At 70.2% G+C, this 22,677-nt stretch carries 24 protein-coding genes; 6 read left to right on the top strand and 18 right to left on the bottom strand.

The window, feature by feature from the left end:
• Positions 1 to 138: 138 nt before the first annotated feature.
• Together argF and C8P66_RS07855 are read right to left on the bottom strand one after the other, a co-directional pair.
• On the bottom strand, positions 139 to 1,086 hold the full coding sequence (argF, locus tag C8P66_RS07860) for an ornithine carbamoyltransferase (RefSeq protein WP_111397683.1): 948 nt from the start codon (positions 1,084 to 1,086) through the stop codon (positions 139 to 141).
• The gene (locus tag C8P66_RS07855) at positions 1,083 to 2,300 is read right to left on the bottom strand and encodes an aspartate aminotransferase family protein (RefSeq protein ID WP_211314072.1); all 1,218 of its coding nucleotides are present in this window, start codon (positions 2,298 to 2,300) and stop codon (positions 1,083 to 1,085) included. Before C8P66_RS07855 ends, argF begins: the two co-directional genes overlap by 4 nt.
• A gap of 351 nt (positions 2,301 to 2,651) precedes the next feature.
• On the opposite strand from C8P66_RS07855, the gene C8P66_RS07850 reads away from it, so the two are divergent.
• Complete coding sequence (locus C8P66_RS07850) at positions 2,652 to 3,275, top strand: PEP-CTERM sorting domain-containing protein (protein ID WP_111397682.1); 624 nt, start codon at positions 2,652 to 2,654, stop codon at positions 3,273 to 3,275.
• A gap of 56 nt (positions 3,276 to 3,331) precedes the next feature.
• On the opposite strand, the gene C8P66_RS07845 is transcribed toward C8P66_RS07850, so the two are convergent.
• Positions 3,332 to 3,526: a hypothetical protein gene (locus C8P66_RS07845; RefSeq protein WP_111397681.1), complete on the bottom strand. Its 195-nt coding sequence runs from the start codon at positions 3,524 to 3,526 to the stop codon at positions 3,332 to 3,334.
• 140 nt (positions 3,527 to 3,666) lie between these two features.
• Between C8P66_RS07845 and recR the strand changes: the two genes are divergently transcribed.
• On the top strand, positions 3,667 to 4,284 hold the full coding sequence (gene recR, locus C8P66_RS07840; RefSeq protein WP_111397750.1) for a recombination mediator RecR: 618 nt from the start codon (positions 3,667 to 3,669) through the stop codon (positions 4,282 to 4,284).
• A 9-nt stretch (positions 4,285 to 4,293) separates the two neighbouring features.
• Here the strand turns inward: recR and C8P66_RS07835 are convergent, their stop codons facing one another.
• The 5 genes from C8P66_RS07835 to secB all read right to left on the bottom strand — a co-directional run bounded on the left by C8P66_RS07835 (position 4,294) and on the right by secB (position 10,145).
• Positions 4,294 to 5,535, bottom strand: coding sequence for a NupC/NupG family nucleoside CNT transporter (locus tag C8P66_RS07835; RefSeq protein WP_111397680.1), 1,242 nt, complete (start codon positions 5,533 to 5,535; stop codon positions 4,294 to 4,296).
• Entirely contained in the window at positions 5,532 to 6,809 is a 1,278-nt protein-coding gene (gene rmuC / locus C8P66_RS07830) for a DNA recombination protein RmuC (protein WP_111397679.1), read from the bottom strand. Before rmuC ends, C8P66_RS07835 begins: the two co-directional genes overlap by 4 nt.
• Positions 6,810 to 6,856: 47 nt before the next feature.
• Positions 6,857 to 8,434: a bifunctional phosphoribosylaminoimidazolecarboxamide formyltransferase/IMP cyclohydrolase gene (purH, locus tag C8P66_RS07825; RefSeq protein WP_111397678.1), complete on the bottom strand. Its 1,578-nt coding sequence runs from the start codon at positions 8,432 to 8,434 to the stop codon at positions 6,857 to 6,859.
• A 63-nt stretch (positions 8,435 to 8,497) separates the two neighbouring features.
• The gene (locus tag C8P66_RS07820; RefSeq protein ID WP_111397677.1) at positions 8,498 to 9,595 is read right to left on the bottom strand and encodes a glycosyltransferase family 4 protein; all 1,098 of its coding nucleotides are present in this window, start codon (positions 9,593 to 9,595) and stop codon (positions 8,498 to 8,500) included.
• Positions 9,596 to 9,638: 43 nt separating this feature from the next.
• Positions 9,639 to 10,145: a protein-export chaperone SecB gene (secB, locus tag C8P66_RS07815; RefSeq protein ID WP_111397676.1), complete on the bottom strand. Its 507-nt coding sequence runs from the start codon at positions 10,143 to 10,145 to the stop codon at positions 9,639 to 9,641.
• Between the two features lie 212 nt (positions 10,146 to 10,357).
• On the opposite strand from secB, the gene trxA reads away from it, so the two are divergent.
• A complete protein-coding gene (gene trxA, locus C8P66_RS07810) occupies positions 10,358 to 10,690 on the top strand; it encodes a thioredoxin TrxA (protein ID WP_111397675.1) in 333 nt (110 codons plus the stop codon).
• Positions 10,690 to 11,835, top strand: a complete 1,146-nt coding sequence (locus tag C8P66_RS07805) for a PQQ-dependent sugar dehydrogenase (RefSeq protein WP_111397749.1) — start codon at positions 10,690 to 10,692, stop codon at positions 11,833 to 11,835. The genes trxA and C8P66_RS07805 overlap by 1 nt, the downstream gene beginning before the upstream one ends.
• Before the next feature lie 71 nt (positions 11,836 to 11,906).
• On the opposite strand, the gene C8P66_RS07800 is transcribed toward C8P66_RS07805, so the two are convergent.
• The 6 genes from C8P66_RS07800 to accD all read right to left on the bottom strand — a co-directional run bounded on the left by C8P66_RS07800 (position 11,907) and on the right by accD (position 18,114).
• A complete protein-coding gene (locus C8P66_RS07800; protein WP_211314071.1) occupies positions 11,907 to 13,193 on the bottom strand; it encodes an LLM class flavin-dependent oxidoreductase in 1,287 nt (428 codons plus the stop codon).
• A gap of 25 nt (positions 13,194 to 13,218) precedes the next feature.
• Positions 13,219 to 14,019, bottom strand: coding sequence for a MetQ/NlpA family ABC transporter substrate-binding protein (locus C8P66_RS07795; RefSeq protein ID WP_111397748.1), 801 nt, complete (start codon positions 14,017 to 14,019; stop codon positions 13,219 to 13,221).
• Positions 14,020 to 14,041: 22 nt separating this feature from the next.
• Complete coding sequence (locus tag C8P66_RS07790) at positions 14,042 to 14,704, bottom strand: methionine ABC transporter permease (RefSeq protein ID WP_211314070.1); 663 nt, start codon at positions 14,702 to 14,704, stop codon at positions 14,042 to 14,044.
• Complete coding sequence (locus C8P66_RS07785) at positions 14,701 to 15,822, bottom strand: methionine ABC transporter ATP-binding protein (protein ID WP_245903307.1); 1,122 nt, start codon at positions 15,820 to 15,822, stop codon at positions 14,701 to 14,703. The genes C8P66_RS07790 and C8P66_RS07785 overlap by 4 nt, the downstream gene beginning before the upstream one ends.
• 119 nt (positions 15,823 to 15,941) lie before the next feature.
• Positions 15,942 to 17,213 (bottom strand): bifunctional folylpolyglutamate synthase/dihydrofolate synthase, encoded by a 1,272-nt coding sequence (locus C8P66_RS07780; protein ID WP_111397673.1) that lies wholly within the window; start codon positions 17,211 to 17,213, stop codon positions 15,942 to 15,944.
• A gap of 10 nt (positions 17,214 to 17,223) precedes the next feature.
• Positions 17,224 to 18,114 carry an acetyl-CoA carboxylase, carboxyltransferase subunit beta gene (gene accD, locus C8P66_RS07775; protein WP_111397672.1) on the bottom strand — a complete coding sequence of 297 codons (891 nt, stop codon included), beginning with the start codon at positions 18,112 to 18,114 and terminating at the stop codon, positions 17,224 to 17,226.
• Positions 18,115 to 18,577: 463 nt separating this feature from the next.
• Here accD and C8P66_RS07770 point away from each other — a divergent pair, with 463 nt between their 5' ends.
• Complete coding sequence (locus C8P66_RS07770; RefSeq protein ID WP_158537148.1) at positions 18,578 to 19,312, top strand: vWA domain-containing protein; 735 nt, start codon at positions 18,578 to 18,580, stop codon at positions 19,310 to 19,312.
• 108 nt (positions 19,313 to 19,420) lie between these two features.
• On the top strand, positions 19,421 to 19,789 hold the full coding sequence (locus C8P66_RS07765) for a hypothetical protein (RefSeq protein ID WP_146422754.1): 369 nt from the start codon (positions 19,421 to 19,423) through the stop codon (positions 19,787 to 19,789).
• A gap of 11 nt (positions 19,790 to 19,800) precedes the next feature.
• Here C8P66_RS07765 and C8P66_RS07760 read toward each other — a convergent pair whose 3' ends face one another.
• From C8P66_RS07760 to trpB, 4 genes are all read right to left on the bottom strand, one after another.
• Positions 19,801 to 20,127, bottom strand: coding sequence for a YnfA family protein (locus tag C8P66_RS07760; protein WP_111397670.1), 327 nt, complete (start codon positions 20,125 to 20,127; stop codon positions 19,801 to 19,803).
• A 38-nt stretch (positions 20,128 to 20,165) separates the two neighbouring features.
• Positions 20,166 to 20,522, bottom strand: a complete 357-nt coding sequence (locus C8P66_RS07755) for a SnoaL-like domain-containing protein (protein WP_111397669.1) — start codon at positions 20,520 to 20,522, stop codon at positions 20,166 to 20,168.
• A 78-nt stretch (positions 20,523 to 20,600) separates the two neighbouring features.
• Positions 20,601 to 21,425 (bottom strand): tryptophan synthase subunit alpha, encoded by an 825-nt coding sequence (gene trpA / locus C8P66_RS07750; RefSeq protein WP_111397668.1) that lies wholly within the window; start codon positions 21,423 to 21,425, stop codon positions 20,601 to 20,603.
• The gene (gene trpB / locus C8P66_RS07745; RefSeq protein WP_111397667.1) at positions 21,422 to 22,660 is read right to left on the bottom strand and encodes a tryptophan synthase subunit beta; all 1,239 of its coding nucleotides are present in this window, start codon (positions 22,658 to 22,660) and stop codon (positions 21,422 to 21,424) included. Before trpB ends, trpA begins: the two co-directional genes overlap by 4 nt.
• Positions 22,661 to 22,677 lie beyond the last annotated feature (17 nt).

The raw sequence follows: 22,677 nt of genomic DNA, 5'->3' as shown, positions 1-22,677 counted from the left end.
TGGCCGATACATTGTGCGTAGGGCAGCGCATCGCGGGCGCGGCGGCGCGCTGCGCGGGGGCAGCCCCGCGCAGCGCGCGTTCAGACGTTCAGAAGGGAGAGAAACCCCGTGGCCGGGTTGCGGCCGGGGCGTGGTGCCTCAGCCCGCGCCCAGGGCCCAGAGCAGCACACCCTTCTGGGCGTGCAGGCGGTTCTCCGCCTCGTCGAAGACCACGCTCTGCGGGCCGTCCATCACCTCATCGGTGATCTCCTCGCCGCGATGGGCGGGCAAGCAATGCATCACCAGCGCGTCGGGTGCCGCGCCCTTCAGCAGCCGGGCATTGAGCTGGTAGGGCGCGAGCAGGTTGTGGCGGTTGACGCGCGCCTCGTTGCTCTCGTCGCTCATGCTGACCCAGGTGTCGGTGACGACGCAGCGGGCGCCGGCGACGGCGGCGGCGGGGTCGGTGGTCAGCTCGATCCTCGCCCCCTCCGCCCGCGCCCAGGCGATCAGCTCGGCGGGCGGGGCCAGTTCCGGCGGGGTCGCGATGCGCAGGATGAAATTGAAGCGCGCGGCGGCCTGGATGAAGCTCTGCGCGACATTGTTGCCATCCCCGGTCCAGGCGATCACCTGCCCGGCGATGGGGCCGCGATGCTCCTCGAAGGTCATGATGTCGGCCATCAGCTGGCAGGGATGGGAGACATCCGTGAGCCCGTTGATCACCGGGATGGTGGCGTATTCGGCCAGCTCCCGCAGTTTCGCGACACTGTCGGTGCGCAGCATGATGGCATCGACGTAGCGCGACAGCACGCGGGCGGTATCGGCCGGGGATTCCCCCCGGCCGAGCTGCATGTCCTTCGCGCCCAGCACCACCACCTCGCCGCCAAGCTGGCGGATGCCGACCTCGAAGGAGACGCGGGTGCGGGTGGAGGGCTTCTCGAAGATCAGCGCCACGGTCTTGCCCGCCAGCGGCCGGTCGGTGCGCCCCCCCCGCTTGGCGGCCACCCCCGTGTCCAGCATCCCGCGCAGGGTCGCGGCGTCGAAATCCATCAACTCAAGGAAGTGCCGCGGGGTCGTCCCCCGCGGCGTCAGTTTCCGTGCCGCACTCATTTCGCGGCCAAACTCGCGACGGCCAAGCTCGCGACGGAGGGCGTGAGCCGCAGCATGACGCGATCCAGCAGCGCCAGCGCCTCCTCGACCTCGGCATCGCCGATGATCAGCGGCGGCGCCAGGCGCAGGACGTTCTGGCCGGCGGCGACCGTCAGCAGCCCCTCCATCACCCCCGCCGCCTGGGCATCGGTGTTGGAGATCTCGGGGCGCAGCTTCATGCCCAGCAGCAGCCCCGCGCCGCGGATGTTCTCGATCACCGTGGGGTGGCGGCGGGCCAGATCCTCCAGCCCATCCCACAGCTTGCGCGCGATCTGGTCCACATGGTCGAGGAAGCCCTCGGCCAGGATCACATCCAGCACCGCATTGCCGGCGGCGCAGGCGAGCGGCCCGCCGCCATAGGTGGTGCCATGGGTGCCGGGCTTGAGGTATTGCGCTACCTTCTCCTTGGCCAGCACGGCGCCGAGCGGGAAGCCGCCGCCGATGCCCTTGGCCGCGGACATCACATCGGGCTCGATCCCCGCCCATTGATGCGCCCAGAGCTTGCCCGTCCGCCCCATGCCGGTCTGGACCTCATCCAGCGCCAGCAGCAGGCCGAACTCGTCGCAGGTCGCGCGCAGGTCGCGCAGGAACTGCAATTCGGCCGGGCGCACGCCGCCCTCGCCCTGGATCGGCTCGATCATGATCCCGCCGGTCCCCGGCCCGATCGCGTCGCGCAGCGCGTTCATGTTGCCGAAGGGCACATGGTCGAAGCCATCCACCGGCGGGCCGAAGCCCGCGAGGTACTTCTCGTTGCCCGTGGCGGAGAGCGTGGCCAGGGTGCGGCCGTGGAAGGCGCCCTCGAAGCAGATCATCCGGTAGCGTTCCGGATGGCCGGTTTCCGAATTGTATTTGCGGACGGCCTTGATCATCCCCTCGTTGGCTTCCGCCCCCGAATTGCAGAAGAACACGCTGTCGGCGAAGGAGCTGTCCACCAGCCGCTGCGCCAGCCTCTCGGCCTGGGGCACCCGGTACAGGTTCGACACATGCATCACCTTGGCCGCCTGTTCGGCGATGGTGGCGACGAGGTGCGGATGCGCGTGGCCGATGCTGGTGGTGGCGATGCCAGCCCCGAAGTCGAGGAATCGTCGCCCATCGACCGTCCACAGCACGGCGCCCTGGCCATGCTCGAAAGCAAGGTCGGCGCGGTTGTAGGTCGGCATCAGGGCGGAGATCACAGCAAAAAGTCCCGATCGGTTTCACCCGCATGGACCACCACGCCTGTCGCGGGGCCGGATGCGGAGCCGGGAAGCTTATCTGGAAAACCGCAGGGCGCGGAACCCCCAGCAGCGCCGACAATCCGCATTATGCGCCCACGGGGCGGCCGTTGCGGGCAAAAGGCCGCGCGCGGGGCCCCGGGCCGGCCCGCCGGCGTCGGAATTCTTTACGGACGCGGCCCAGGACCGCCGGAAGACGCCTCTACTTGATTGAAAAAACAAGGATTATTTCTTCGGCACGGCACTTGCTTCCATAGCTGCGGACATCGCCTCCCGCATGTCCGAAGCCGGTCCAGGAGGGCCACCGCCGTGATGAAACCCTTTCGCACCCTCGCCGCTTTTCTCCTCCTGGGCCTGGGAATTGCCGCCCCGGCCCATGCGGCGCTCATCGTGCAGGCGGGCAGCTTCCCGCAGCCGGGCGATTCGAGCGTCATCTTCGATGTCTGCTCGGGCGCCAACCAGGCCAATGGGCTGACGGTGCAGGGGTGCCTGGATACGAGCCCCTCGACGCTGGTGAATTTCATCAGCGACGAGGAGTTGCTGGTCAACACGGGCCAGGTCGGCGTCGAGGCGACGGGGAGCGCCTTCAGCTATTTCACGCTCCAGCTGGCCGATCTGACCAAGACCTTCTTCCTGCTCATCCTGAACATCCATACCGATCAGGACGGCTTCGTGACCTTCTTCAGCACGCCCGGCGGGATCTCCGCCCCCTTCGCCCTGAACGTGGGCAGCGACAATTTCTTCACCATCACCGGCGAGGACTTCCAGTCGCTCAGCTTCATGGCGGCCGATACGCAGCTTGGGGACCAGGATCTCGTGGATGGCGTCCGCCAGGTCCGCATCGGGGTCACGGTGCCGGAGCCCGCGAGCCTTGCGATCTTCGGCGCGGCGCTGCTCGGGCTGGCCGCGGCGCGGCGCTTCGCCCGGCGGCGCTGACAGCGGCCGCGTCGAAGCTGGCGTGTTAAACCGGGGCTGTTAAACCGGGGGGCGCGTTAAACCGGGGCGGGCGCGGCGGCGCCGTCCGCCCCCGGTTCCGTGACCGCCGCCGCGACCGGCTGGATCGCCGCCGGTTGGGCGGCACCAAGCGAGGGCGGCGCGGGGTCGGTCTTGGTGCCCGGCAGATCCGCCTTGGCGGCGGTGCCGGTCATCATGATCGCGTAGAGCAGGCTGGTGGACCAGATCCGCATCGCTGCCTCCCAATTCCATCATGCCAACAATCGAGCGCGGTTTTGGGGTGGCAACATCAAGGCAAAGGCAAGGCGGGGGATCACGTTCCCGCGTGCAGGAACCCGGTTTCCCCGAGGCCGAGGCCCGGCTATGCCAGGGCATGGCGTTCCCCCCCCCGCCCCACCTCCCCAATGATCCGATCGAGCGGCTGATCGCCCTGCTCGGCCGCCTGCCCGGCTATGGCCGCCGCAGCGCCCGCCGCGCGGTGCTGCGGATGCTGACCGAACCCGACCGGCTGATGCTGCCGCTGGCCGATGCGCTGACCATGGCGGCCGAGGCGGTGGTGCCCTGCGCCATCTGCGGCAACCTCGACAGCCAGAGCCCCTGCCACATCTGCGCCGATGAGCGCCGGGACCGGCATCTGATCTGCGTCGTGGAGGGGGTCGCGGACCTCTGGGCGCTGGAGCGGGCCAATGCCCATCGCGGCACCTATCACGTCCTTGGCGGGGTGCTCTCGGCGCTGGCGGGGATGGGGCCGGAGCAGCTTGCCATCCAGCCGCTGGTGGCGCGGATCGAGGCCGGCGGCGTCGAGGAAGTGATCCTGGCCCTGCCCGCCACCGTCGATGGCGCGGCGACCGGGCATTATCTGTCCGACCGGCTGCGGCCGATGGGGGTGCGGGTCACCGGGCTCGCCCAGGGCGTGCCGATGGGCGGCGCGCTGGATGTGCTGGACGAGGGGACCCTGGCGGCGGCGTGGCGGGCGCGTCGGGACATCTGACAGCCACGCTCAGGGTGCCGTCAGCACCCCCACCACCGCCCCGGTCATGCAGCAGGCGAGCGCCGCCCCCAGCAGCGAGCGTGGCCCGAGCGCGATGATATCCGCCCGCCGCTCCGGGCACATGCCGCCCATCCCGGCCAGCATGATCCCGAGGCTGGCGAAATTGGTGAAGCCGCAGAGCGCATAGGTCAGGATCAGCCGCGACCGCTCCGACAGGCCGAGGCCGCCGCTGGTCGCCATCTCCAGATAGGCCACGAATTCATTGACCACGATCTTGGTGCCGAGGCTGGCGGCGACGATGCCGCTCTCGGCCCAGGGCACGCCCATCGCCAGCGCCAGCGGGCGGAACACCCAGGCGGCGATGCCCTCCAGGCTCATGCCGGTCAGCGGCTCCAGCACCATGTTGCCCAGCGCCACCAGCGCCACGAAGACGATCAGCGCCGCCATGATGCCGAGCATCAGCGACAGCCCGTCGCCGATGCCCTTCAGCACCGCATCCAGCGTGCTGTCGTAGAGCCGCGGCGGCATCGGCTCGGCCGCCTCCCGCGAGGCCGCCATGCCCGGGACCATCAGCCCCGCGACCAGCACCGCCGCCGGGGCCGAGATCAGCGAGGCCGCGAGCAACTGCCCCGCCGCATCCGGCACGACCGAGGCGATCATGCTGGCATAGACCACCAGCATATTGCCGCTGATGGTCGCCAGGCCCGCGACCATCACCACGAAGAGTTCCGACCGCGACAGCCCGGCGAGCCAGGGGCGGATCAGCAGCGGTGCCTCCACCATGCCGAGGAAGACATTGGCCGCGACCGACAGCCCCGCCGCCCCCGACAGCCCGAACCCCGCCCGCAGCACGCGCGACAGCCCGCCCACGACCAAGGGCAGCACCCGCCAGTGGTAGAGCACCGCCGAGAGCGCCCCCATCACCAGGATCAGCGGCAGCGCCTGGAAGAACAGCACGAAATCCGCCCCCGGCTGCATCAGCGCGAAGGGCAGCGGCCCGCCGCCGAGGAAGCCGAAGACCAGCGTGGTGCCGGCCCGCGTGGCGGTGGCCAGCGCATCCACGCCGCGCCCGATGGCCGAGAACCCCGCGCGCACGAAGGGCAGGTGCAGCAGCGCCGCCCCCAACACGATCTGGCCGCCGAGGCCCGCGAGCAGCAGGCGCCACGGCGGGCGCGCGAAGCCCCCCAGCGCCCAGCACAGCGCCGTCAGCGCCAGCAGGCCGAGGCCGGATTGGAGCTGCAAGCCGCTCATACCGGCGGCAGAACCGCGGTGGGGGCCTCCTCCAGGTCCACGGAGGCGATGCGTTCGCCGAGGCGGCCGATCTTCTGCGTGCTGATCTCGATCTGCCCGATGTCCTTATGCGCCTGGTCGAAATGCCTGCGCAGGTCGCCGACCCGGCTTTCCAGCCGCACCACATCGCTGCCGAGGCCGCGGACGGCGTCCTGGATCGTCCGCGTCTCCGCCCGCACCCGCACATCCCGCATCAGCGATCGCATGGTGCCGAGCACCGCCCAGAGCGTGGTTGGCGAGACGATATAGACCCGGCGGCGGGAGGCGGCCTCGACCAGCTCCGGCAGCCGCACATGCAGATCGGCATAAACCGCCTCGGAGGGCAGAAACAGCAGCGCGCCATCCGCGGTCTCGCCATCCAGGATGTATTTCTCCGCGATGTCCTCGACATGCTTGCGGACGGAGACGGCGAAGGCGCGCAGCGCCACCGGATCGGTATTGCCCTGGATCGCCTGCCAGCCCTCCAGCGGGAATTTGCTGTCCACCACGATCGGGCCGGGCGGGAAGGCGAGGTTGATGCGGCAATCGGCGCGCACCCCGGTGCTCAGCGTGCATTGCCAGTCATAGGCCCCGGGCGGCAGCCGGTCCTCGACCAGGGCGCGAAGCTGGACCTCGCCGAAGGCGCCGCGCGTCTGCTTGTTGGAGAGGATGGCGGAGAGCGAGCCGACCTGCGCCCCCAGCGCCTCGATATTCCCGCGCGCCGCATCGATCACGGCCAGACGCTCGGTGATCGCCGCGGCGGTGGTCTGGGCGGTGGCCATCTGCTCGGTCAATTGCCGCCCGACCTTATCCGTCTGCCCAGCCAAGGCGAGGGAGAGCGACTCGTTCTGCTCCTTCAACACTTTTTCCAGCAGCAGGCTGGAGGCGGCGAGGCGCTCGGCCAGCCGCGCATCCTGCGCATCCAGCCGCTCATTCTGTTTTGCCACCGCATCGCCCACAGCCTTGGCCTGGGCGACCAGCGTATCGGTCATGGTGGCGGTGGCCTGGGTGAGCCGGTCGCCGATTTGGCCGCTCTCGGCACGGGCGCGGTCGGCGATGGCCAGGTTCTGGGCCGCCAGCGCCTGTTGCACGGCGGGCAGCAGGGCGGCGAGGCGCTCGGCCTGCTGCGTCTGCGCCTGCGCCAGGGATTGCAGCAGGGCCGCCGCCCCGGTGTCGCGCGGGCGCAGCAGCAGCGCCACGATCAGCACCACCACGACCAGCGCCACGGCCGCCACCAGCATCGACTCGGTCGTCATCGGCCCGCCCCCGCGATGTCCGCGAGCTCCGGCCTACACTGCGGGCGTCAGTGCCGGAAGTGCCGCATCCCGGTCATCACCATGGCGAGCCCCGCCGCATCCGCCGCCGCGATCACCTCGGCGTCGCGCATGCTGCCGCCCGGCTGGATCACCGCCGTGGCCCCCGCCGCCGCCGCCGCCTGCAAGCCATCGGCGAAGGGGAAGAAGGCGTCGGACGCGACCACCGAGCCGCGCGCCAGCGGTTCCGCGATCCCGGCGGCCTTGGTGGCTTCCTCGGACTTCCAGGCGGCGATGCGGGCACTGTCCACCCGGCTCATCTGCCCGGCGCCGATGCCGACGGTGGCGCCGCCCTTGGCATAGACGATGGCGTTGGACTTCACATGCTTGCAGACGCGGAAGGCGAAGAGCAGGTCCGCAAGCTCCTGCGCCGTGGGCGCGCGCCTGGTCACGATCTTCAGATCGGCCTCGCTCACCCGCCCCGCGTCGCGGGACTGCATCAGGAAGCCGCCGGCGATGCTGCGGAAGGAGACGCCGGGCGCGGCCGGGTCCGGCAGCGTCCCGGTCAGCAGCAGGCGCAGGTTCTTCTTCCTGGCGAAGATCGCGCGGGCGTCCTCATCGGCATCCGGCGCGATCACGACCTCGGAGAAGATCGCCGCGATCCTGGCCGCCGCCGCCCCATCCAGCACCCGGTTCGCCGCGACGATGCCGCCAAAGGCCGAGACCGGATCGCAGCGCAGCGCCGCATCCCAGGCGGCCGCGAGATCCACACCCTCGGCCACACCGCAGGGGTTGGCGTGCTTGACGATGACGATGGCGGGCCGCTCGAACTCCGCCACCGCCTCGATCGCCGCATCGGTGTCGTTGAGGTTGTTGAAGGACAATTCCTTGCCCTGGATCTGTTCAGCCGACACCACCCCCGGCCGCCCGGTGCCATCGGCATAGACCGCCGCCTGCTGATGCGGATTCTCGCCATAGCGCAGGCCCTGCTTCAGCAGCCCCGGGATCGCGAGGCGGGCCGGAAACACCTCGCCATTCACGCCCGAGAACCAGCGGGTGATCGCCGCGTCATAGGTCGCCGTCCGCCCGAAACCCGCGATCGCGAGCCGCCGGCGGGTGCCGAGCGAAATGCCCCCCGCCGCCTCCATCTCCGCCTGGATTTCCGCAAAATGCTGCGGCTCGGTCAGCACGGCGACATGGGCGTGGTTCTTGGCGGCGCTGCGGATCATCGCCGGGCCGCCGATGTCGATAGTCTCGATGCAGGCGTCGAAATCGCCCCCCGCCGCGACCGTCGCCTCGAAGGGGTAGAGGTTCACCGCGAGCAAATCGATCGGCGCGATATGGTGCTCGGTCATCTGCGCCACATGCTCCGGCAGGTCGCGCCGGCCGAGCAGCCCGCCATGCACCTGCGGCACCAGCGTCTTCACCCGCCCATCCAGGATCTCCGGGAAGCCGGTGTGCTCGGAGACGTCGATCACCGGCACCCCGGCCTCGCGCAGCGCGCGGGCGGTGCCGCCGGTCGAGAGGATCTCCACGCCCTTGGCCGCGAGGAAGCGCGCGAACTCCAGCAGGCCCGTCTTGTCGGAGACGGAGAGCAGCGCGCGGCGGGGAAGCAGGAGGTCGGACATGGGGCAGAGGCTCGGGACTGTTTGGGCGGGGGGATAGACCCCTGCCCCCGCCAGGGCAAACGGTCAGGCGCCCAGCAGGTCCAGCGTCCGCGCCAGCACCTTGGCCTCGTCATACTCCGCCATCGCCCGCGCCCGCCCGGCCGCGCCCATCCGCGCCCGCAGCGCCGGATCGGCCGCGAGCCGCGCCAGGGCCTCGGCCAAAGGTGCGACCTGCATCGGCGGCACCAGCAGCCCGGTCTGTTCCGGCAGCACCTGTTCGCGGCAGCCGCGGATATCGGTCGCGACCACCGGCAGGCCGGTCAGCATCGCCTCGATGATGCCCATGGGCAGGCCCTCGAAGTAGGAGGGCAGGCAGAACACATCGGCCGCCGCCAGCAGCGCCGGCACATCCGCGCGATAGCCCAGCCGCTTCAGCCGCCCGCCGAGGCCGGCGGCGGCGAAGGCGGGCTCCAGATCCTCGCCCCGGTCGGTGGCCAGGCGGTTGCCCACCACCCAAAGCTCCGCCTCCGGCACCGCCGCCATGGCGGCCAGAAGCTCGCGGTAGCCCTTGTGCCGGACCAGGCGGGAGACGGCGATGATGACGCAGGTCGCCTCGGCCGTGCCCATCTCGGCCCGGATCGCGGCACGGGTGGCGGCATCGGGGCGGAAGCGGGCGGGGTCGCGGCCATTGCCGATGGCGATGGGGTCGCGGGCGATGTGCAGCCGGCGGGCGTCGGCGGCTTCCTCGGCGCTGACGGTCATGAAGACGTCGGTGACCCGCCCGCCCAGCCATTCCATCGCAACCGACAGCCAGCGTCGCCAGAGCGGCCCCGGCTGGTTGAACAGGAAACCGTGGCAGGTATAGGCGATCCTCGGCACCCCGGCCGCACGCGCCACGATCCGGGCCAGGAAGCCCGAAATCGGGAAATGCCCATGCACCAGATCCGGCCGCTCCGCCCGGAACAGCCGCCACAGCGCTAGCGCCGCCCGTGCCTGCGCCCAGGGGTTCAGGCTGCGCGCCATGGGCAGGGCGATGACCCGGAAGCCGTCCGGCTCGGGCAGCAGCGGCCCGCCGGCGGCGACGCCGATCACCTCATGCCCCCGGTCGCGCAGCCCCCGCATCAGCGGCAGGACGAAGTGGCGCAGCGCGAAATCGACGTTCGCGACCTCGATTATCTTCACGAGGTCAAACCTCGATGATCTTCACGAGGTCAAGCGTCGGCGATCAGGCGTTGGCGACCTGGGGCGCGCCCTGCCCGCGGCGGGACTGCCACAGCGCCACGAAATCGATCGGCGCCAGCAGCACCGGCGGGAAGCCGCCATCGCGCGTCACATCGGCCAGGATGTTGCGGGCAAACGGAAACAGCAGACGCGGGCATTCGACCAGCAGCAGCGGCTCCAGCGATTCCTGCGGCACGTTCACGGTGAAGATGCCGCAATAGACCAGCTCGGCGATGAAGCAGACGACCTCATTGACCTTGGCATCGGCGCGGATCTGCAGCGACACCTCATAGATGTTGCCGCCCGGCAGCGGGCGGGCCTGCACGTCCAGCGCCAGGTCGATGCGCGGCTGCTCGCGCAGGGTGGTGAAGATCTCCGGCGCGCCAGGCACCTCGAAGGAGAGGTCCCGCGTGTATTGCAGGTTCAGCAGCAGCGGCGGGGCGGGAGCGTCGGCGCCATTGCCATTGACGGAGTTGAGGGTGCCGTCGGCGGGCGGGATGATATCGGACATGGGATAGGGGACCTGTCGCTCCGGGGCTCGGGCTGCCACCCGAGATGTGACGGGCGCCTAACACGGTGGGGGATTCGGCGGAACCCGCAATAGGGGGATGCGCGCCCCGATCTCCGCCGGCGCGCGGTATCTCTTGACCCGAGGGGTCCGCATCCCGATTTTCCAGGCAATGGGTGGCCCAAACGGTGCAGCCCCTGGCAGGACCAACGAGCATGAGCGATCTGACCAAGCCCGTGACCGACGAAACCTTCAAGCAGGACGTGCTGGAAAGCACCGGGCCGGTGCTTGTGGATTTCTGGGCCGAATGGTGCGGTCCCTGCCGCATGGTGGCCCCGATCCTGGACGAGATCGCCGCGGAATACGCCGGCAAGCTGACCATCGCGAAGGTCGATATCGACCAGAACCCGATGACGCCGAACGAATACGCCGTGCGCGGCATCCCGACGATGATCCTGTTCCGCGACGGCAAGGCCGTGGCGACCAAGGTCGGCGCCATGCCCAAGGGGCAGATGAAGGAATGGCTGGCGGGCGCCCTCGCGGGCTGATGCCCGCGACCCGGCGCGGGCTGCTCGGCCTCACCGCCGCCACCCTGGCGGCGCCATCCCTGGCGCTGGCCCAGGGGGTGGAGATCAGCCGCGCCGCGCGCTTCCGGGTCACGACCTTCGCCGAGGGGCTGGACCACCCCTGGGGCGCGGCCCTGCTGCCCGATGGGCGGATGCTGGTGACCGAGCGGCCCGGCCGCCTGCGGGTGGTGGGGCGGGATGGCCGCCTCTCCGCCCCCATCGCGGGCGTGCCGCAGGTGTTGGCCCAGGGCCAGGGCGGGCTGCTGGATGTCGCCCTCGGCCCCGATTTCCTGCTTTCGGGGGAAATCTTCTTCTCCCAGGCGGCGCTGGTCGAGGGCGGCGCCCTCACCCGGCTGGTCCGCGCCCGGCTCTCACCGGACCTCGCCCGGCTGCTGGACGTGACCCCGATCCTGGACGCCACCCCGGCCCAGGCCCAGGGGCGCAACCATTATGGCGGCCGCATCGCCGTGGCACTCGATGGCACGCTCTTCCTCGCCACCGGCGAGCGCTACGTCACCAAGATGCGGGCGCAGCGGCTGGACGACCTCGGCGGCAAGATCCTGCGCCTGACGCGGGAGGGGGCCCCCGCGCCGGGCAACCCCTTCATCGGGCAGCCGGGCATAGGCCAAGCGGGGGCGCGACCGGAAATCTGGTCCTATGGCCATCGCAACCCGCAGGGTCTGGCCTTCAACCCCGCCACCGGCACGCTGTTCGAAGCTGAATTCGGCGCGCGCGGCGGGGATGAGGTGAACATCATCCGCCGCGGTGGGAATTACGGCTGGCCGATCCTGACCCATGGCGTCGATTACGACGGCAGCCGCATCGGCGAGGGCAGCACGCGGCCCGATATGGAGGACGCGGAGATGGTCTGGGTGCCCTCCGTCAGCCCCTCCGGCATCGCGTTCCACACCGGCGAGATCGAGGCCTGGCGGGGCGACTTGTTCCTCGCCTGCCTGAACCCGCCGGGGCTGGTGCGCCTCGCCATGCAGGGCGACCGGGTGACCGGGGAAGAACGGCTGCTGTGGAACCGGACGCGCTTCCGCGACGTCATCCAGGGGGCGGATGGGCGGCTGCATATCCTGACGGATGAGGCGCAGGGGCGGATTTTGCGGATCGATCCGGCGTGAAAAGGCCCGGGGCGCTGCCCCGGGACCCCGCAATGGCTAAAAAGGGGGGGGCCTGAGGCCCCAGACCCCCGTCAGAAGAACTGATTCGCGGGGCGCGGCAGGCCCAAATGCTCGCGCAAAGTGGTGCCTTCGTATTCCGTGCGGAACAGGCCGCGGCGCTGCAATTCGGGGACGACCATATCGACAAAGTCATCCAGCCCCCCGGGCACATAGGGGAACATGATGTTGAACCCGTCGCAGGCGCGAGCCTCCAGCCATTCCTGCATGGTGTCGGCGATGGTCGCGGGCGTGCCGACGATGGCGGCCCCGGCATAGCCGCCCAAACGCTGCGCCAACTGCCGCACCGTGAGGTTCTCGCGCCGCGCCAGGCGGATCGCCCGCTCGCGGCCGGATTTGCTGGCCTCGGTCTCCGGGATGTCGGGCAGCGGCCCATCCGGGTCGAACCCCCGCGCATCCACACCCAGGGCGATGGAAAGCGAGCCGATCGCGCTGTCGTAATGCACCAGGCTGTCCAGCAGCGCGCGCTTCGCCTGCGCCTTCTCGACCGTCTCATCCACCACCACGAGGCAGCCGGGCAGTATCTTGATATGCTCCGGATTGCGCCCGAGTTTTTGCGCGCGCCCCTTCACATCGGCATAGAAGGCCTGGGAGTCCTCCATCAACCCGCCGGCGGCAAAAATCATCTCGGCGGTCTCGGCGGCGATCTGGCGCCCGGCCTCGGAGGAGCCCGCCTGCACCACCACCGGCCAGCCCTGCACCGGCCGCGCGACATTCAGCGGGCCGCGCACGGAGAGTTCCGGCCCCTTGTGGTTCAGCACATGCATCCGGGACGGGTCCCAGAAGATCCCGCTGTCCACATCGCGGATGAAGGCGTCATCCGCGAAGCTGTCCCAGAGTCCCGTGACCACGTCATAGAACTCGCGTGCGCGCTTGTAGCGTTCGCCATGCGCCATGTGCTCGTCGTGGCCAAAATTCATCGCCGCATCGGGGTTGGCGGTGGTGACGAGGTTCCACCCCGCCCGCCCGTTGGAGATATGGTCCAGCGAGGCGAATTTGCGGGCGACGTGATAGGGGTCGTTGTAGGTCGTGGAGGCGGTGGCGATCAGCCCGATCCGCTCCGTCACCGCCGCCAGCGCCGGCAGCAGGGTCAGCGGGTCGAAGGAGGTGACGGTGTGGCTGCGCCGCAGCGCCTCCATCGGCATGTTCAGCAGCGCCAGATGGTCGGCCATGAAGAAGGCGTCGAACTTGCCGCGCTCCAGGGTCTGGATCAGCTGCACCAGCTTGGGGAAGCTGAAATTCGCATCCGGCCAGGCGCCCGGAAACCTCCAGGCGCCCGTGTGGATCGAGACCGGGCGCATAAAAGCGCCGAGGTGAAGCTGCCGCTTAGCCACCGGCGATGACCGCGCCGCCGAAGGTCGCTTCGACGAAGGCCTTCAGCTCCGGCGTGCGATAGGCGGCGGCGATGCGCTGCGCCCAGGGCGTCTGCGCATCGGCGCGGCGCACCACGATGAGGCAGGTGTAGACGCTCTGCCCATCTTCCCGCACCAGCGCGTCGCGCAGCGGGTTCAGCCCGGCCGGCACCGCGAAATTGCCGGTGATGGCGGCGGCATCGACATCATCGATGGCGCGGACGATCGAGGCGGCCTCAAGCTCCACGATGCGGAAGCGCTTCGGGTTCTCGACGATATCGACGACCGTGGCGCGGTGGTCCGCCCCCGGCGTCAGCTTGAAGGCGCCGCCCTGGGCCAACAGCAGCAGCGCGCGGCCGCCATTGGTGGGGTCGTTCGGGATGGCGATGCGGGCGCCGTTCGGCAGGGCCGCGATGCTGCGATACTTGCGCGAGAACACGCCCATCAGGGTCAGCACCGTCTTGCCGACCGGCAGGAAGTCATAGCCGCGCTGGGCGCGCTGCGCCTCAAGGAACGGCAGGTGCTGATAGGCGTTGGCATCCAGGTCGCCGGCCGCCAGCGCCGCATTCGGCTGGATGAAATCGCCGAATTCCACCGCGCGGGTGAAGAAGCCCTCGGCGGCGAGCAGGTCGCGCACCTTCTCGAAGGTCTGGGCATGCACGCCCTGGGTGACGCCGACCTTCACGGGCCGGGCCTCGGTGCCCAGGGCGGCGCCCTGCGCCATGGCGAGGGTGGGGATCAAGGCAGGCAGGGTCAGCAGGGAACGGCGAAGCATGGCGGTATCCTTGGTCAAAAGATCAGCGGTGGGAGACGCGGCGAACCAGCCAGTCCCCAAAGGATTGCAGCCCCTGCACCAGCAGGATGAGGATGAGCACGACGCTCGCCATCACCTCGGGCATGAAGCGCTGGTAGCCGAAGCGGATGCCGAGATCGCCGAGCCCGCCACCGCCGACCGCCCCCGCCATGGCCGAAAACCCGACCAGCGAGACGAGGGAGACGGTGGTCGCGGCGATCAGCCCGGGCAGCGCCTCGGGCACCAGCACCTTGGTCACGATCTGCAGCCGGGTGGCGCCCATGGCGCGGGCGGCCTCGATAACACCCTTGTCCACCTCATGCAGCGCGTTCTCGAACAGCCGGGCGAGGAAGGCGGTCGCGGCCAGCGCCAGCGGCACGATGGCGGCGGCGGTGCCGATCGAGGTGCCGGCGACCAGCCGGGTGAAGGGGATGATGGCGACCATCAGGATGATGAAGGGCGTGGAGCGCGCCGCATTCACCAGCAGCCCGAGGGGGCGGTTGATCCAGACCCGCGGGCTCAGCCCCTCGCGCGCCGTGACATGCAGCAGCAGCGCGATCGGCAGGCCGATGACGACGGCGATGGCGGCGCTGATGCCGACCATCAGCGCGGTCTCCCACAGCGCCTCCAGCAGCAGATCCCGCATGGTGGGGGTCAGCCAGCTCATGCCTCGATCTCCGTGACGGTGAGGCCGAGGCCGCGCATCCAGGCAAAGCCCGCCTCCACCGCCGCCGCCGGGCCATAGGCCGCCAGCGCCATGACGCCGAAGGGCTCGCCCGCGATCTCATCGACGCGGCCGGAGACGATGTTGATGTCGATGCCGAAGTCCCGGCTCGCCTCGCTGACCACCGCGCGGGTGCTGTGCGGCCCGGCGAAGACGACCTGGGCGAGGCGGCGAATTTCCTCCGCCCGTGGCGGCGGCAGGCGGGCGATGGTGCTGGGCGGCACGGAATGGCCGATGACCTCGGCGACGAAGCGCCGCGTGGTCGGCTGGTCCGGCCGGGTGAAGACGTCGAAGACCCGGCCCTGCTCGATGATGCGCCCGGCCTCCATCACCGCGACCTGGTCGCAGATGGCTTTGACCACGCCCATCTCATGGGTGATCAGCAGCACGGTCAGCTCCAGCCGGTCGCGCAAGCCGCGGATCAGCTCCAGGATCTCGGCGGTGGTCTCGGGATCGAGCGCGCTGGTCGCCTCGTCGCAGAGCAGGATTTTCGGTCGCGAGGCGAGCGCGCGGGCGATGCCGACGCGTTGCTTCTGGCCGCCCGAAAGCTGCGCGGGCCAGGCGTCCCGCTTCGCCTCCAGCCCCACCAGCGGCAGGATCTCCGCCACCCGGGCGCGGATTTCGGCGCGGGAGAGGCCCGCGATCTCCAGCGGGAAGGCGATGTTCTCCGAGACGGTGCGGCGGGTGTGCAGGTTGAAGTGCTGGAACACCATGCCGATGCCGCGGCGGGCGGCGCGCAGGGCGGGCTCGTCCAGCGCCAGCAGATCCTGGCCGAACACGGCGATGCGCCCGGCATCCGGCCGCTCCAGCAGGTTCACGCAGCGGATCAGCGTGGATTTCCCCGCCCCCGACCGGCCGACGATGCCGAAGATCTCGCCGGGGGCGACATCGAGCGACACGCCATCGAGCGCCAGGGTGCCGCCGGCGGCAAAGCGCCGGGTCAGGCCATCCAGATGGATGGCGGCGGTGGTCTCATAGGCGGGGGACAGGTCTCGCATCGCCGCGCCCATATGGAGTGCCGTGCTGGCCGGGGAAAGGATCGGCGGCGGCAGATCGGGCATGATGGGCAAGACTCTCCGTGCGGCGGCGCAGCCCCATTCCTATATCAACGCCAGAAAACGTAAAAAGATAATTGCACGAAAGCTGCGCGGGGCAGCCATGCCCGCCCCCCGGCCGGCATTCAGTCGGGCAGGGTGCCGTCGGCCTTCAGCACCTCGCCGGCGAGGTAGAGGCTGCCGCAGATCAGCACCCGCCCAGGCGTGGGAAGCGCCGCCAGCGCCTCGGCCACCGTGGGGCCGGGGCGGGCGCGGCCGCCACTGGCGGCGATGATCGCCTCGACCGGCATGGCCAGATGCTGCTCCGGCTCGGCCACGGCCCAGAGGGTGGCGGCGAAGGGCAGCAGCGGGCGGAGAAAGGCCTCGCTCGCCTTGCCCGCCTTCATGCCGACGATCAGGTGCAGCGGCCGGTCGGCCCAGGCCGGCAGGAAGGCCGCCAGCGCCTGCCCGGCCCCGGCATTGTGGCCGCCATCCAGCCAAAGCTCGGAACCCGGTGGCAGCCGCCGCGCCAGCGCCCCATGCAGCCGTTGCAGCCGCGCCGGCCAGCGGGCGTTGGCGACCCCTTTGGCAATGGCGGTCTCGGTCAGCCAGGGCGGGTTCCAGCCGCGCAGGGCGGCGATGGCGATGCCGGCATTCTCGGCCTGGTGCGGCCCGGGCAGGCCGGTGGGCGGCAGCGCGATGGCGCCCATGGCATCCTGAAAGACCAGCCCACCGGGACGGGGGGTGATCCGCCAGTCCCGGTCCCGCGCCAGCAGCGGCGCGCCGAGGCCCTCGGCCTCCGCCATGATCGCCGCCATCGCCTCGGGCGCCTGCCGCCCGGTGGCGACCGGCACGCCGGGCTTGATGATCCCCGCCTTCTCCCCGGCGATGCCGGCCAGGCTCTCGCCCAGGAAATCCATGTGGTCCATGGAGATGCTGGCGATGGCGCAGGCGGCCGGGCGGTCCACCACGTTGGTCGCGTCGAACCGCCCGCCGAGCCCGACCTCCAGCACCAGCAGATCCGCCGGAACCTCGGAGAACAGCACCAGGGCGACGGCGGTGATCACCTCGAAGATGGTGATCGGCAGGCCGGCATTGGCGGCCTCCACCCGTTCCAGCGCCTCGGTCAGCGCCGCCTCCGTCACCAGCGTGCCGGCGAGGCGGATGCGTTCGTTGAACCGCACGAGATGCGGCGAGGTGAAGACATGCACCCGCTGCCCCGCCGCCTCGGCGATCGCGCGCAGCACGGCGCAGGTGCTGCCCTTGCCATTGGTGCCGGCGACATGGATCACCGGCGGCAGGCGCCGCTCCGGGTGGTCCAAGGCCGCGAGGCAGCGTTGCAGCCGCTCCAGGCTGAGGTCGATCAGGCGTGGATGCAGCGCGTGCAGCCGCGCCATGATCGCCTCGGAACGGGACATCCGCCGCCGCTCAGGCGTTGGGCGAGGCGAGCGCCAGCGGGGCGGGTTCGGCCAGGATCTGCGGCTCGCGCAGCAGCGACAGCAGCCGCGCCAGGGTCGGTTTCATCTCCTGCCGGTGCACGACCATGTCGAGGATGCCGTGCTCCAGCAGGTATTCGGCGCGCTGGAACCCTTCCGGCAGCTTCTCGCGCACCGTCTGCTCGATCACCCGCGCGCCGGCGAAACCGATCAGCGCGCCGGGCTCGGCGATCTGGATATCGCCCAGCATGGCGAAGGAGGCGGTGACGCCGCCCGTGGTCGGGTCCAGCAGCACGATGATGACCGGCAGCCCGGCTTCCTTGACCATGCGCGTCGCGATCACGCTGCGCGGCATCTGCATCAGGCTGACCGCGCCTTCCTGCATCCGCGCGCCCCCCGAGGCCGGGAAGACGATCAGCGGCGCATCCTGCAACACCGCAAGGCGCGCGGCGGCGACCAGCCCCTCGCCCACGCCGGCGCCCATGCTGCCGCCCTGGAAGGAGAATTCGAAGGCGGCGACCACGGCGGCGCGGCCCTCGATGGCGCCATGGGCGACCATGATGGCGTCATCCATGCCGGTCTTGAGCTGGGCCTCGCGCAGCCGGTCGCCGTATTTGCGCTGGTCGCGGAAGCGCAAGGGGTCGGCCGGGGCCTTGGGCAGCTCGATCTTCTGCCAGCCCTCATCGAGGGTGATGTCGATCCGCGCCTCGGCGCCGATGCGGTTGTGGAAGCCGCAATGCGGGCAGACATGGAGGTTCCGCTCCAGGTCCTTGTGAAAGACCATCTGCTCGCAGGACGAACACTTGTGCCAGAGATTCTCCGGCACTTCGCGGCGGAACAGCCCCTGGATTTTCGGCAGGGCCCAGTCGGAGATCCAATTCATCCCGGCGTCGTAGGCGCGGTGGGGGCGCCGACGCAAGAGGGCGCGACATGAGGCGGGCCGCGCCCCGCCCCGCGGCGTTGCCGGCCGGGGCATCGCGGCCCGGGCAAGGGCGCCCCGGGCAAGGGCGGCCGGGCCGGAGCCTGCGGATGCGGCCACGGCGCCGTCACGCTGCTCGCCGGCGGTGCCGATGCCCCCGGCCCGCGCGCCCGATGGGGCCCAGGCGGAGCGTCAGGGTTTATTACAGTTCCGCCCCCAGCAGAGGGGGGCGGCCCCATCACTTCCATATAACCATATGATATAGCTTGTTTTAATTTCCATTCTGAGACTGGCACGGCTTATGCAATCCCCTGGTCACGCCCGACTTACTGGGCGTCGCAGCGCCGCTGCGCCAAACAATCGGGGAGTCATAAAGATGAACATCTGGAGAAGAGGGCTGGCATCGCTTGCCCTCGGCGCATCGCTCATGGTGGCGTCCCTTGCCGCCATGGCCGCACCTGTGACGCAGCTCGGCTTCGCGCTGGACGGCTCGGGGAGTGTTTCGACCTCAGACTACAACCTGTTGCGCGGCGGGCTGACGGCCGCCCTGGCCGGCCTGCCGACGGACGGCTCCGTTGAGATCTCCGTCGTCGCCTATGGCAGCGGCACCACCCTGGTCGTCGCCCCCACGGTGTTGACGGCCGCCAGCCTGCCGACCATCCAGGCCGCCATCACCGCCAGCGCCAAAGCCAATGGCAGCACGAATACCTCGGGCGCCATCACGGCGCTGAGCAATGCCATGACCGGCTCGGCCAATTTCGCCGATCCCGGAACGCGCTCGATCATCAACCTGGCGACCGATGGCTTCCCGGACAGCCAGAGCGCCGCCGTCGCCGCCGCCGTCGCCGCGAATGCCGCCGGCATCGACGGCCTCTCGATCGAGGCCATCGGCAGCGGGGTCAGCTCCCCGTCGGCACTGAACAACCTCGCGGCGATCGCCTTCCCCGGGCCCGCCACGATCCTCGCGCTGAACTCGACCACCATCCCCAACCCGCTGGGTGGCAGCGGAAGCTGGGTGGTTCCGGTCAGCGACTTCACGGCCCTGGCCCCGGTGCTGCTGGCCAAGGTGCAGGCGGCGATCACGCCGGTGCCCGAGCCTGCCTCGCTCGCCTTGTTCACGGTGGCGCTGGCGGGTCTCGCCGCCGCGCGGCGCCGGGCGTGATGGCCACGGCGAGCGCGGTCTTGCCGTAGTCTGGTCGGCGGCACCCTGCTTCGCGGTGGGGTGCCGCTACAGTCTCAGGACATCTGAATGCACAAGGGGAGCACCAGAATGCCAGCCCGGACCCTTTTCCTCGCGATGGCGATCGCGGCCCTCCCAGCCGGAGGCAAGGCCCAGGCCCCAGCCCAGGCCCAGGCCCAGAGTGGCGCCTGCGTCATCAAATCCCGGAGCGAGACGCTGGTCGTCATGGTCTGCCCGCCGCGGGCGGATGCCGTGGCCTGGCGCAGCGCCGGCCAGGCCGCCTGCGCCGCGCGAAACATCTGCAATGTCTGGATCTGGGACGACGCGACGAAGGCGCCCCCCCTGGCGCCACGCACCGACGCGGGGCTGTCCCGGGCCAACAGCGGCGCCGCGGTCGCGATCTGGGTCAATGATTCGGCCAGCCTCGTCCTGCTCCGGCGCGCCGCCCCGGCCCGCTGAGCGGCGGCCCCTCAGGCGCCGCGCGGCCCGAACAGGATGACGCTCGCGCCCAGCAGGCAGAGCGCGGAGCCGGCAAGGTCCCAGCGATCGGGGGCGATGCCTTCCACCAGCCAGAGCCATCCCAGCGAGGCCGCGATATAGACCCCGCCATAGGCCGCATAGGTGCGGCCGGCGGCATCCGTCCCCGCCAGGGTCAGCACCCAGGCGAATAGCGCGAGCGAGGCGAGGCCCGGCAGCAGCCACAAGATCGAGCGGTCCAGCCGCGCCCAGGCCCAGAAGGCGAAGCAGCCGGCAATTTCCGCCAGCGCGGCAAGGACATAACCCGCGAGATTCGGCACCGCGCCCCCGTTTGAACCGCCCGTTTCAGCCCCCCGTTTCAGCCGCCGTAGAAGAAGCGCTCTTCCACGATCTTGCCGTCCTTCAGCGTGTAAAGGCCGATCTCGCGCATCGCCATGCGCTGGCCCCCCTTGGGCGTCACCTCCATGGCGAAGATCACGGCGAACTGGTCGCCATGCGGAAAGGGGCCTTCGACCTCGACCTTGTGGATCTCGTGGTTGGCATACCACCAGGCGCCCTTGGCCTCGACGGCGGCACGGCCGCGGGCGATGGCCATGTCGCCGGTCATCGGCTCCAGGCTGACAACATCATCGGCCCAGAATTCGGCGCCGGCCTCCTCGAACTTGCCTGCCTTGCACAGCGCGGTGAAGGCGTCGGCGATCTCTTTCGTGGTCATGTTTTGTTCTCCCCCTTGCGCCGGCACCATACTGCCGGCGCAAGGGGAAAAACCATCACGAATCGATGACGATTGACATCAAAGGCGGGCGCCGCGCACCGCCTCGGCCAGCGCGCGCACATCATCCAGCACGGTGCGGACCGTGCTGCCGGTCGCGCGCCCCTGCGCGTCCAGCGTCCCCGCCAGGCGCTCGATCAGCGCCGAGGCGACCACCGCCGCATCCGCCGCCCGCACCGCCTCGGCCGCCTGGGCCGGGGTGCGGACGCCGAAGCCGATGGCGATCGGCAGGTCGGTATGGGCGCGGACCCGGGGGATCGCGGCGGCAAGGTCGGTCGCGGTCGCGCTGCGGGTGCCGGTGATGCCGGTGATGGCGACGTAATAGACGAAGCCGGTGCTGGCCTTCAGCACCATCGGCAGCCGTGCGTCGCCGGTGGTGGGGGCGACCAGCCGGATCATGTCGAGCCCGGCGGCGGTGGCCTGGGGCACCAGCACATCGGATTCCTCGGGCGGCACATCCACCACGATCAGCCCATCGACGCCGCTCGCCGCCGCATCGACGCAGAAGCGATCGACGCCATAGGACATGATGGGGTTGAAGTAGCCCATCAGCACGATCGGCGTCGCGTCATCCTGGGTGCGAAAGTCGCGCACCATGGCGAGCGTCCCGGCCAAGGTCGCGCCCGCCTTCAGCCCGCGCAGCCCGGCGCGCTGGATGATCGGGCCATCGGCCATGGGATCGGTGAAGGGCACGCCGATCTCGATGAGGTCCGCCCCCGCCCCCGGCATGCCGCGCAGGATCGCCAGGCTGGTCGCGGGATCGGGGTCATAGGCTTCGAGGAAGGGGATCAGCGCGCCGCGCCCCTCGGTCTTCAGCGCGGCGAAACGGGCGGCGATGCGGCTCACAGGCTCACTCCCAGATGCTCGGCCACCGCAAAAATGTCCTTGTCGCCACGGCCGCAGAGATTCATCAGGATGATCTGGTCGGCCGCCATGGTCGGCGCGCGTTTGATGACCTCGGCCAGGGCATGCGCGGGTTCCAGGGCCGGGATGATGCCCTCCAGCCGCGAACAGATCTGGAAGGCGTCCAGCGCCTCATTGTCCGTCGCCGCGACATAGGAGACGCGGCCCAACTCGGCGAGCCAGGAATGCTCGGGACCGACACCGGGGTAGTCGAGCCCGGCGCTGATCGAATGCGCCTCGGTGATCTGCCCCTGGGTGGTCTGCAACAGATAGGTGAGGTTGCCATGCAGCACCCCCGGCCGCCCGCGCGAGATGGCGGCCGCGTGCTGGTCGGTGTCCAGCCCATGGCCCGCGGCCTCGACGCCGACCATCGCGACCTCGGGGTCGTCCAGGAAGGGGTGGAACAGCCCCATGGCGTTGGAGCCGCCGCCGATCGCCGCGACCAGCACATCCGGCAGCCGGCCCTCGGCCTCCAGCATCTGGGCGCGGGCCTCGACGCCGATCACCGACTGGAAGTCGCGGACCATCTGCGGATAGGGGTGCGGGCCGGCGACGGTGCCGATGCAGTAGTAGGTGTCGCTGACATTCGCGACCCAATCGCGCAGCGCTTCGTTCATCGCATCCTTCAGCGTGGCGGAGCCGGAGGTCGCCGGGATCACCTCCGCCCCCAGCAGCTTCATGCGGAAGACGTTGGGTTTCTGGCGCTCGACATCCACGGCGCCCATGTAGACGACGCAAGGCAGGTCCATCAGCGCGCAGGCGGTGGCGGTGGCGACGCCATGCTGGCCGGCGCCCGTCTCGGCGATGATGCGGGTCTTGCCCATGCGCTTGGCCAGCAGGATCTGGCCGAGCACGGCGTTGATCTTATGCGCGCCGGTGTGGTTCAGCTCATCGCGCTTGAAATAGACCTTGGCACCCATGCCCTCGGGGGCGTTTTTGCGCAGATGCGTGGTCATGCGCTCGGCGAACCAGAGCGGTGACGGGCGACCCACGTAATCCTTCAGCAGCCGGCGCCATTCCTTGTCGAAGCTCGGGTCGATCTTGGCGGCCTCATAGGCGGCCTCGACCTCGAGGATCAGCGGCATCAGCGTCTCGGCGACGAAACGGCCGCCGAACTGACCAAAGCGGCCCCGGTCGTCAGGGCCGCTGCGGAAGGAATTGGGGATCGTCTTGTTCACGTGTGGCTCCCGGGCGG

The organism is Humitalea rosea (assembly GCF_003253705.1).
Classification (GTDB): domain Bacteria; phylum Pseudomonadota; class Alphaproteobacteria; order Acetobacterales; family Acetobacteraceae; genus Humitalea; species Humitalea rosea.
Note: the sequence above shows the minus strand (reverse complement) of the source record. Positions and strands in the feature narration are given on the sequence as shown.

What these genes read in the sequence shown, in the direction of transcription:
- argF (WP_111397683.1), bottom strand. Translation starts at nt 1,086, where the DNA reads ATGAGTGCGGCACGGAAACTGACGCCGCGGGGGACGACCCCGCGGCAC.
- C8P66_RS07850 (WP_111397682.1), top strand. Translation starts at nt 2,652, where the DNA reads ATGAAACCCTTTCGCACCCTCGCCGCTTTTCTCCTCCTGGGCCTGGGA.
- C8P66_RS07845 (WP_111397681.1), bottom strand. Translation starts at nt 3,526, where the DNA reads ATGCGGATCTGGTCCACCAGCCTGCTCTACGCGATCATGATGACCGGC.
- recR (WP_111397750.1), top strand. Translation starts at nt 3,667, where the DNA reads ATGGCGTTCCCCCCCCCGCCCCACCTCCCCAATGATCCGATCGAGCGG.
- C8P66_RS07835 (WP_111397680.1), bottom strand. Translation starts at nt 5,535, where the DNA reads ATGAGCGGCTTGCAGCTCCAATCCGGCCTCGGCCTGCTGGCGCTGACG.
- rmuC (WP_111397679.1), bottom strand. Translation starts at nt 6,809, where the DNA reads ATGACGACCGAGTCGATGCTGGTGGCGGCCGTGGCGCTGGTCGTGGTG.
- purH (WP_111397678.1), bottom strand. Translation starts at nt 8,434, where the DNA reads ATGTCCGACCTCCTGCTTCCCCGCCGCGCGCTGCTCTCCGTCTCCGAC.
- secB (WP_111397676.1), bottom strand. Translation starts at nt 10,145, where the DNA reads ATGTCCGATATCATCCCGCCCGCCGACGGCACCCTCAACTCCGTCAAT.
- trxA (WP_111397675.1), top strand. Translation starts at nt 10,358, where the DNA reads ATGAGCGATCTGACCAAGCCCGTGACCGACGAAACCTTCAAGCAGGAC.
- C8P66_RS07805 (WP_111397749.1), top strand. Translation starts at nt 10,690, where the DNA reads ATGCCCGCGACCCGGCGCGGGCTGCTCGGCCTCACCGCCGCCACCCTG.
- C8P66_RS07800 (WP_211314071.1), bottom strand. Translation starts at nt 13,193, where the DNA reads ATGCGCCCGGTCTCGATCCACACGGGCGCCTGGAGGTTTCCGGGCGCC.
- C8P66_RS07795 (WP_111397748.1), bottom strand. Translation starts at nt 14,019, where the DNA reads ATGCTTCGCCGTTCCCTGCTGACCCTGCCTGCCTTGATCCCCACCCTC.
- C8P66_RS07790 (WP_211314070.1), bottom strand. Translation starts at nt 14,704, where the DNA reads ATGAGCTGGCTGACCCCCACCATGCGGGATCTGCTGCTGGAGGCGCTG.
- C8P66_RS07785 (WP_245903307.1), bottom strand. Translation starts at nt 15,822, where the DNA reads ATGCCCGATCTGCCGCCGCCGATCCTTTCCCCGGCCAGCACGGCACTC.
- C8P66_RS07780 (WP_111397673.1), bottom strand. Translation starts at nt 17,213, where the DNA reads ATGTCCCGTTCCGAGGCGATCATGGCGCGGCTGCACGCGCTGCATCCA.
- accD (WP_111397672.1), bottom strand. Translation starts at nt 18,114, where the DNA reads ATGAATTGGATCTCCGACTGGGCCCTGCCGAAAATCCAGGGGCTGTTC.
- C8P66_RS07770 (WP_158537148.1), top strand. Translation starts at nt 18,578, where the DNA reads ATGGTGGCGTCCCTTGCCGCCATGGCCGCACCTGTGACGCAGCTCGGC.
- C8P66_RS07765 (WP_146422754.1), top strand. Translation starts at nt 19,421, where the DNA reads ATGCCAGCCCGGACCCTTTTCCTCGCGATGGCGATCGCGGCCCTCCCA.
- C8P66_RS07755 (WP_111397669.1), bottom strand. Translation starts at nt 20,522, where the DNA reads ATGACCACGAAAGAGATCGCCGACGCCTTCACCGCGCTGTGCAAGGCA.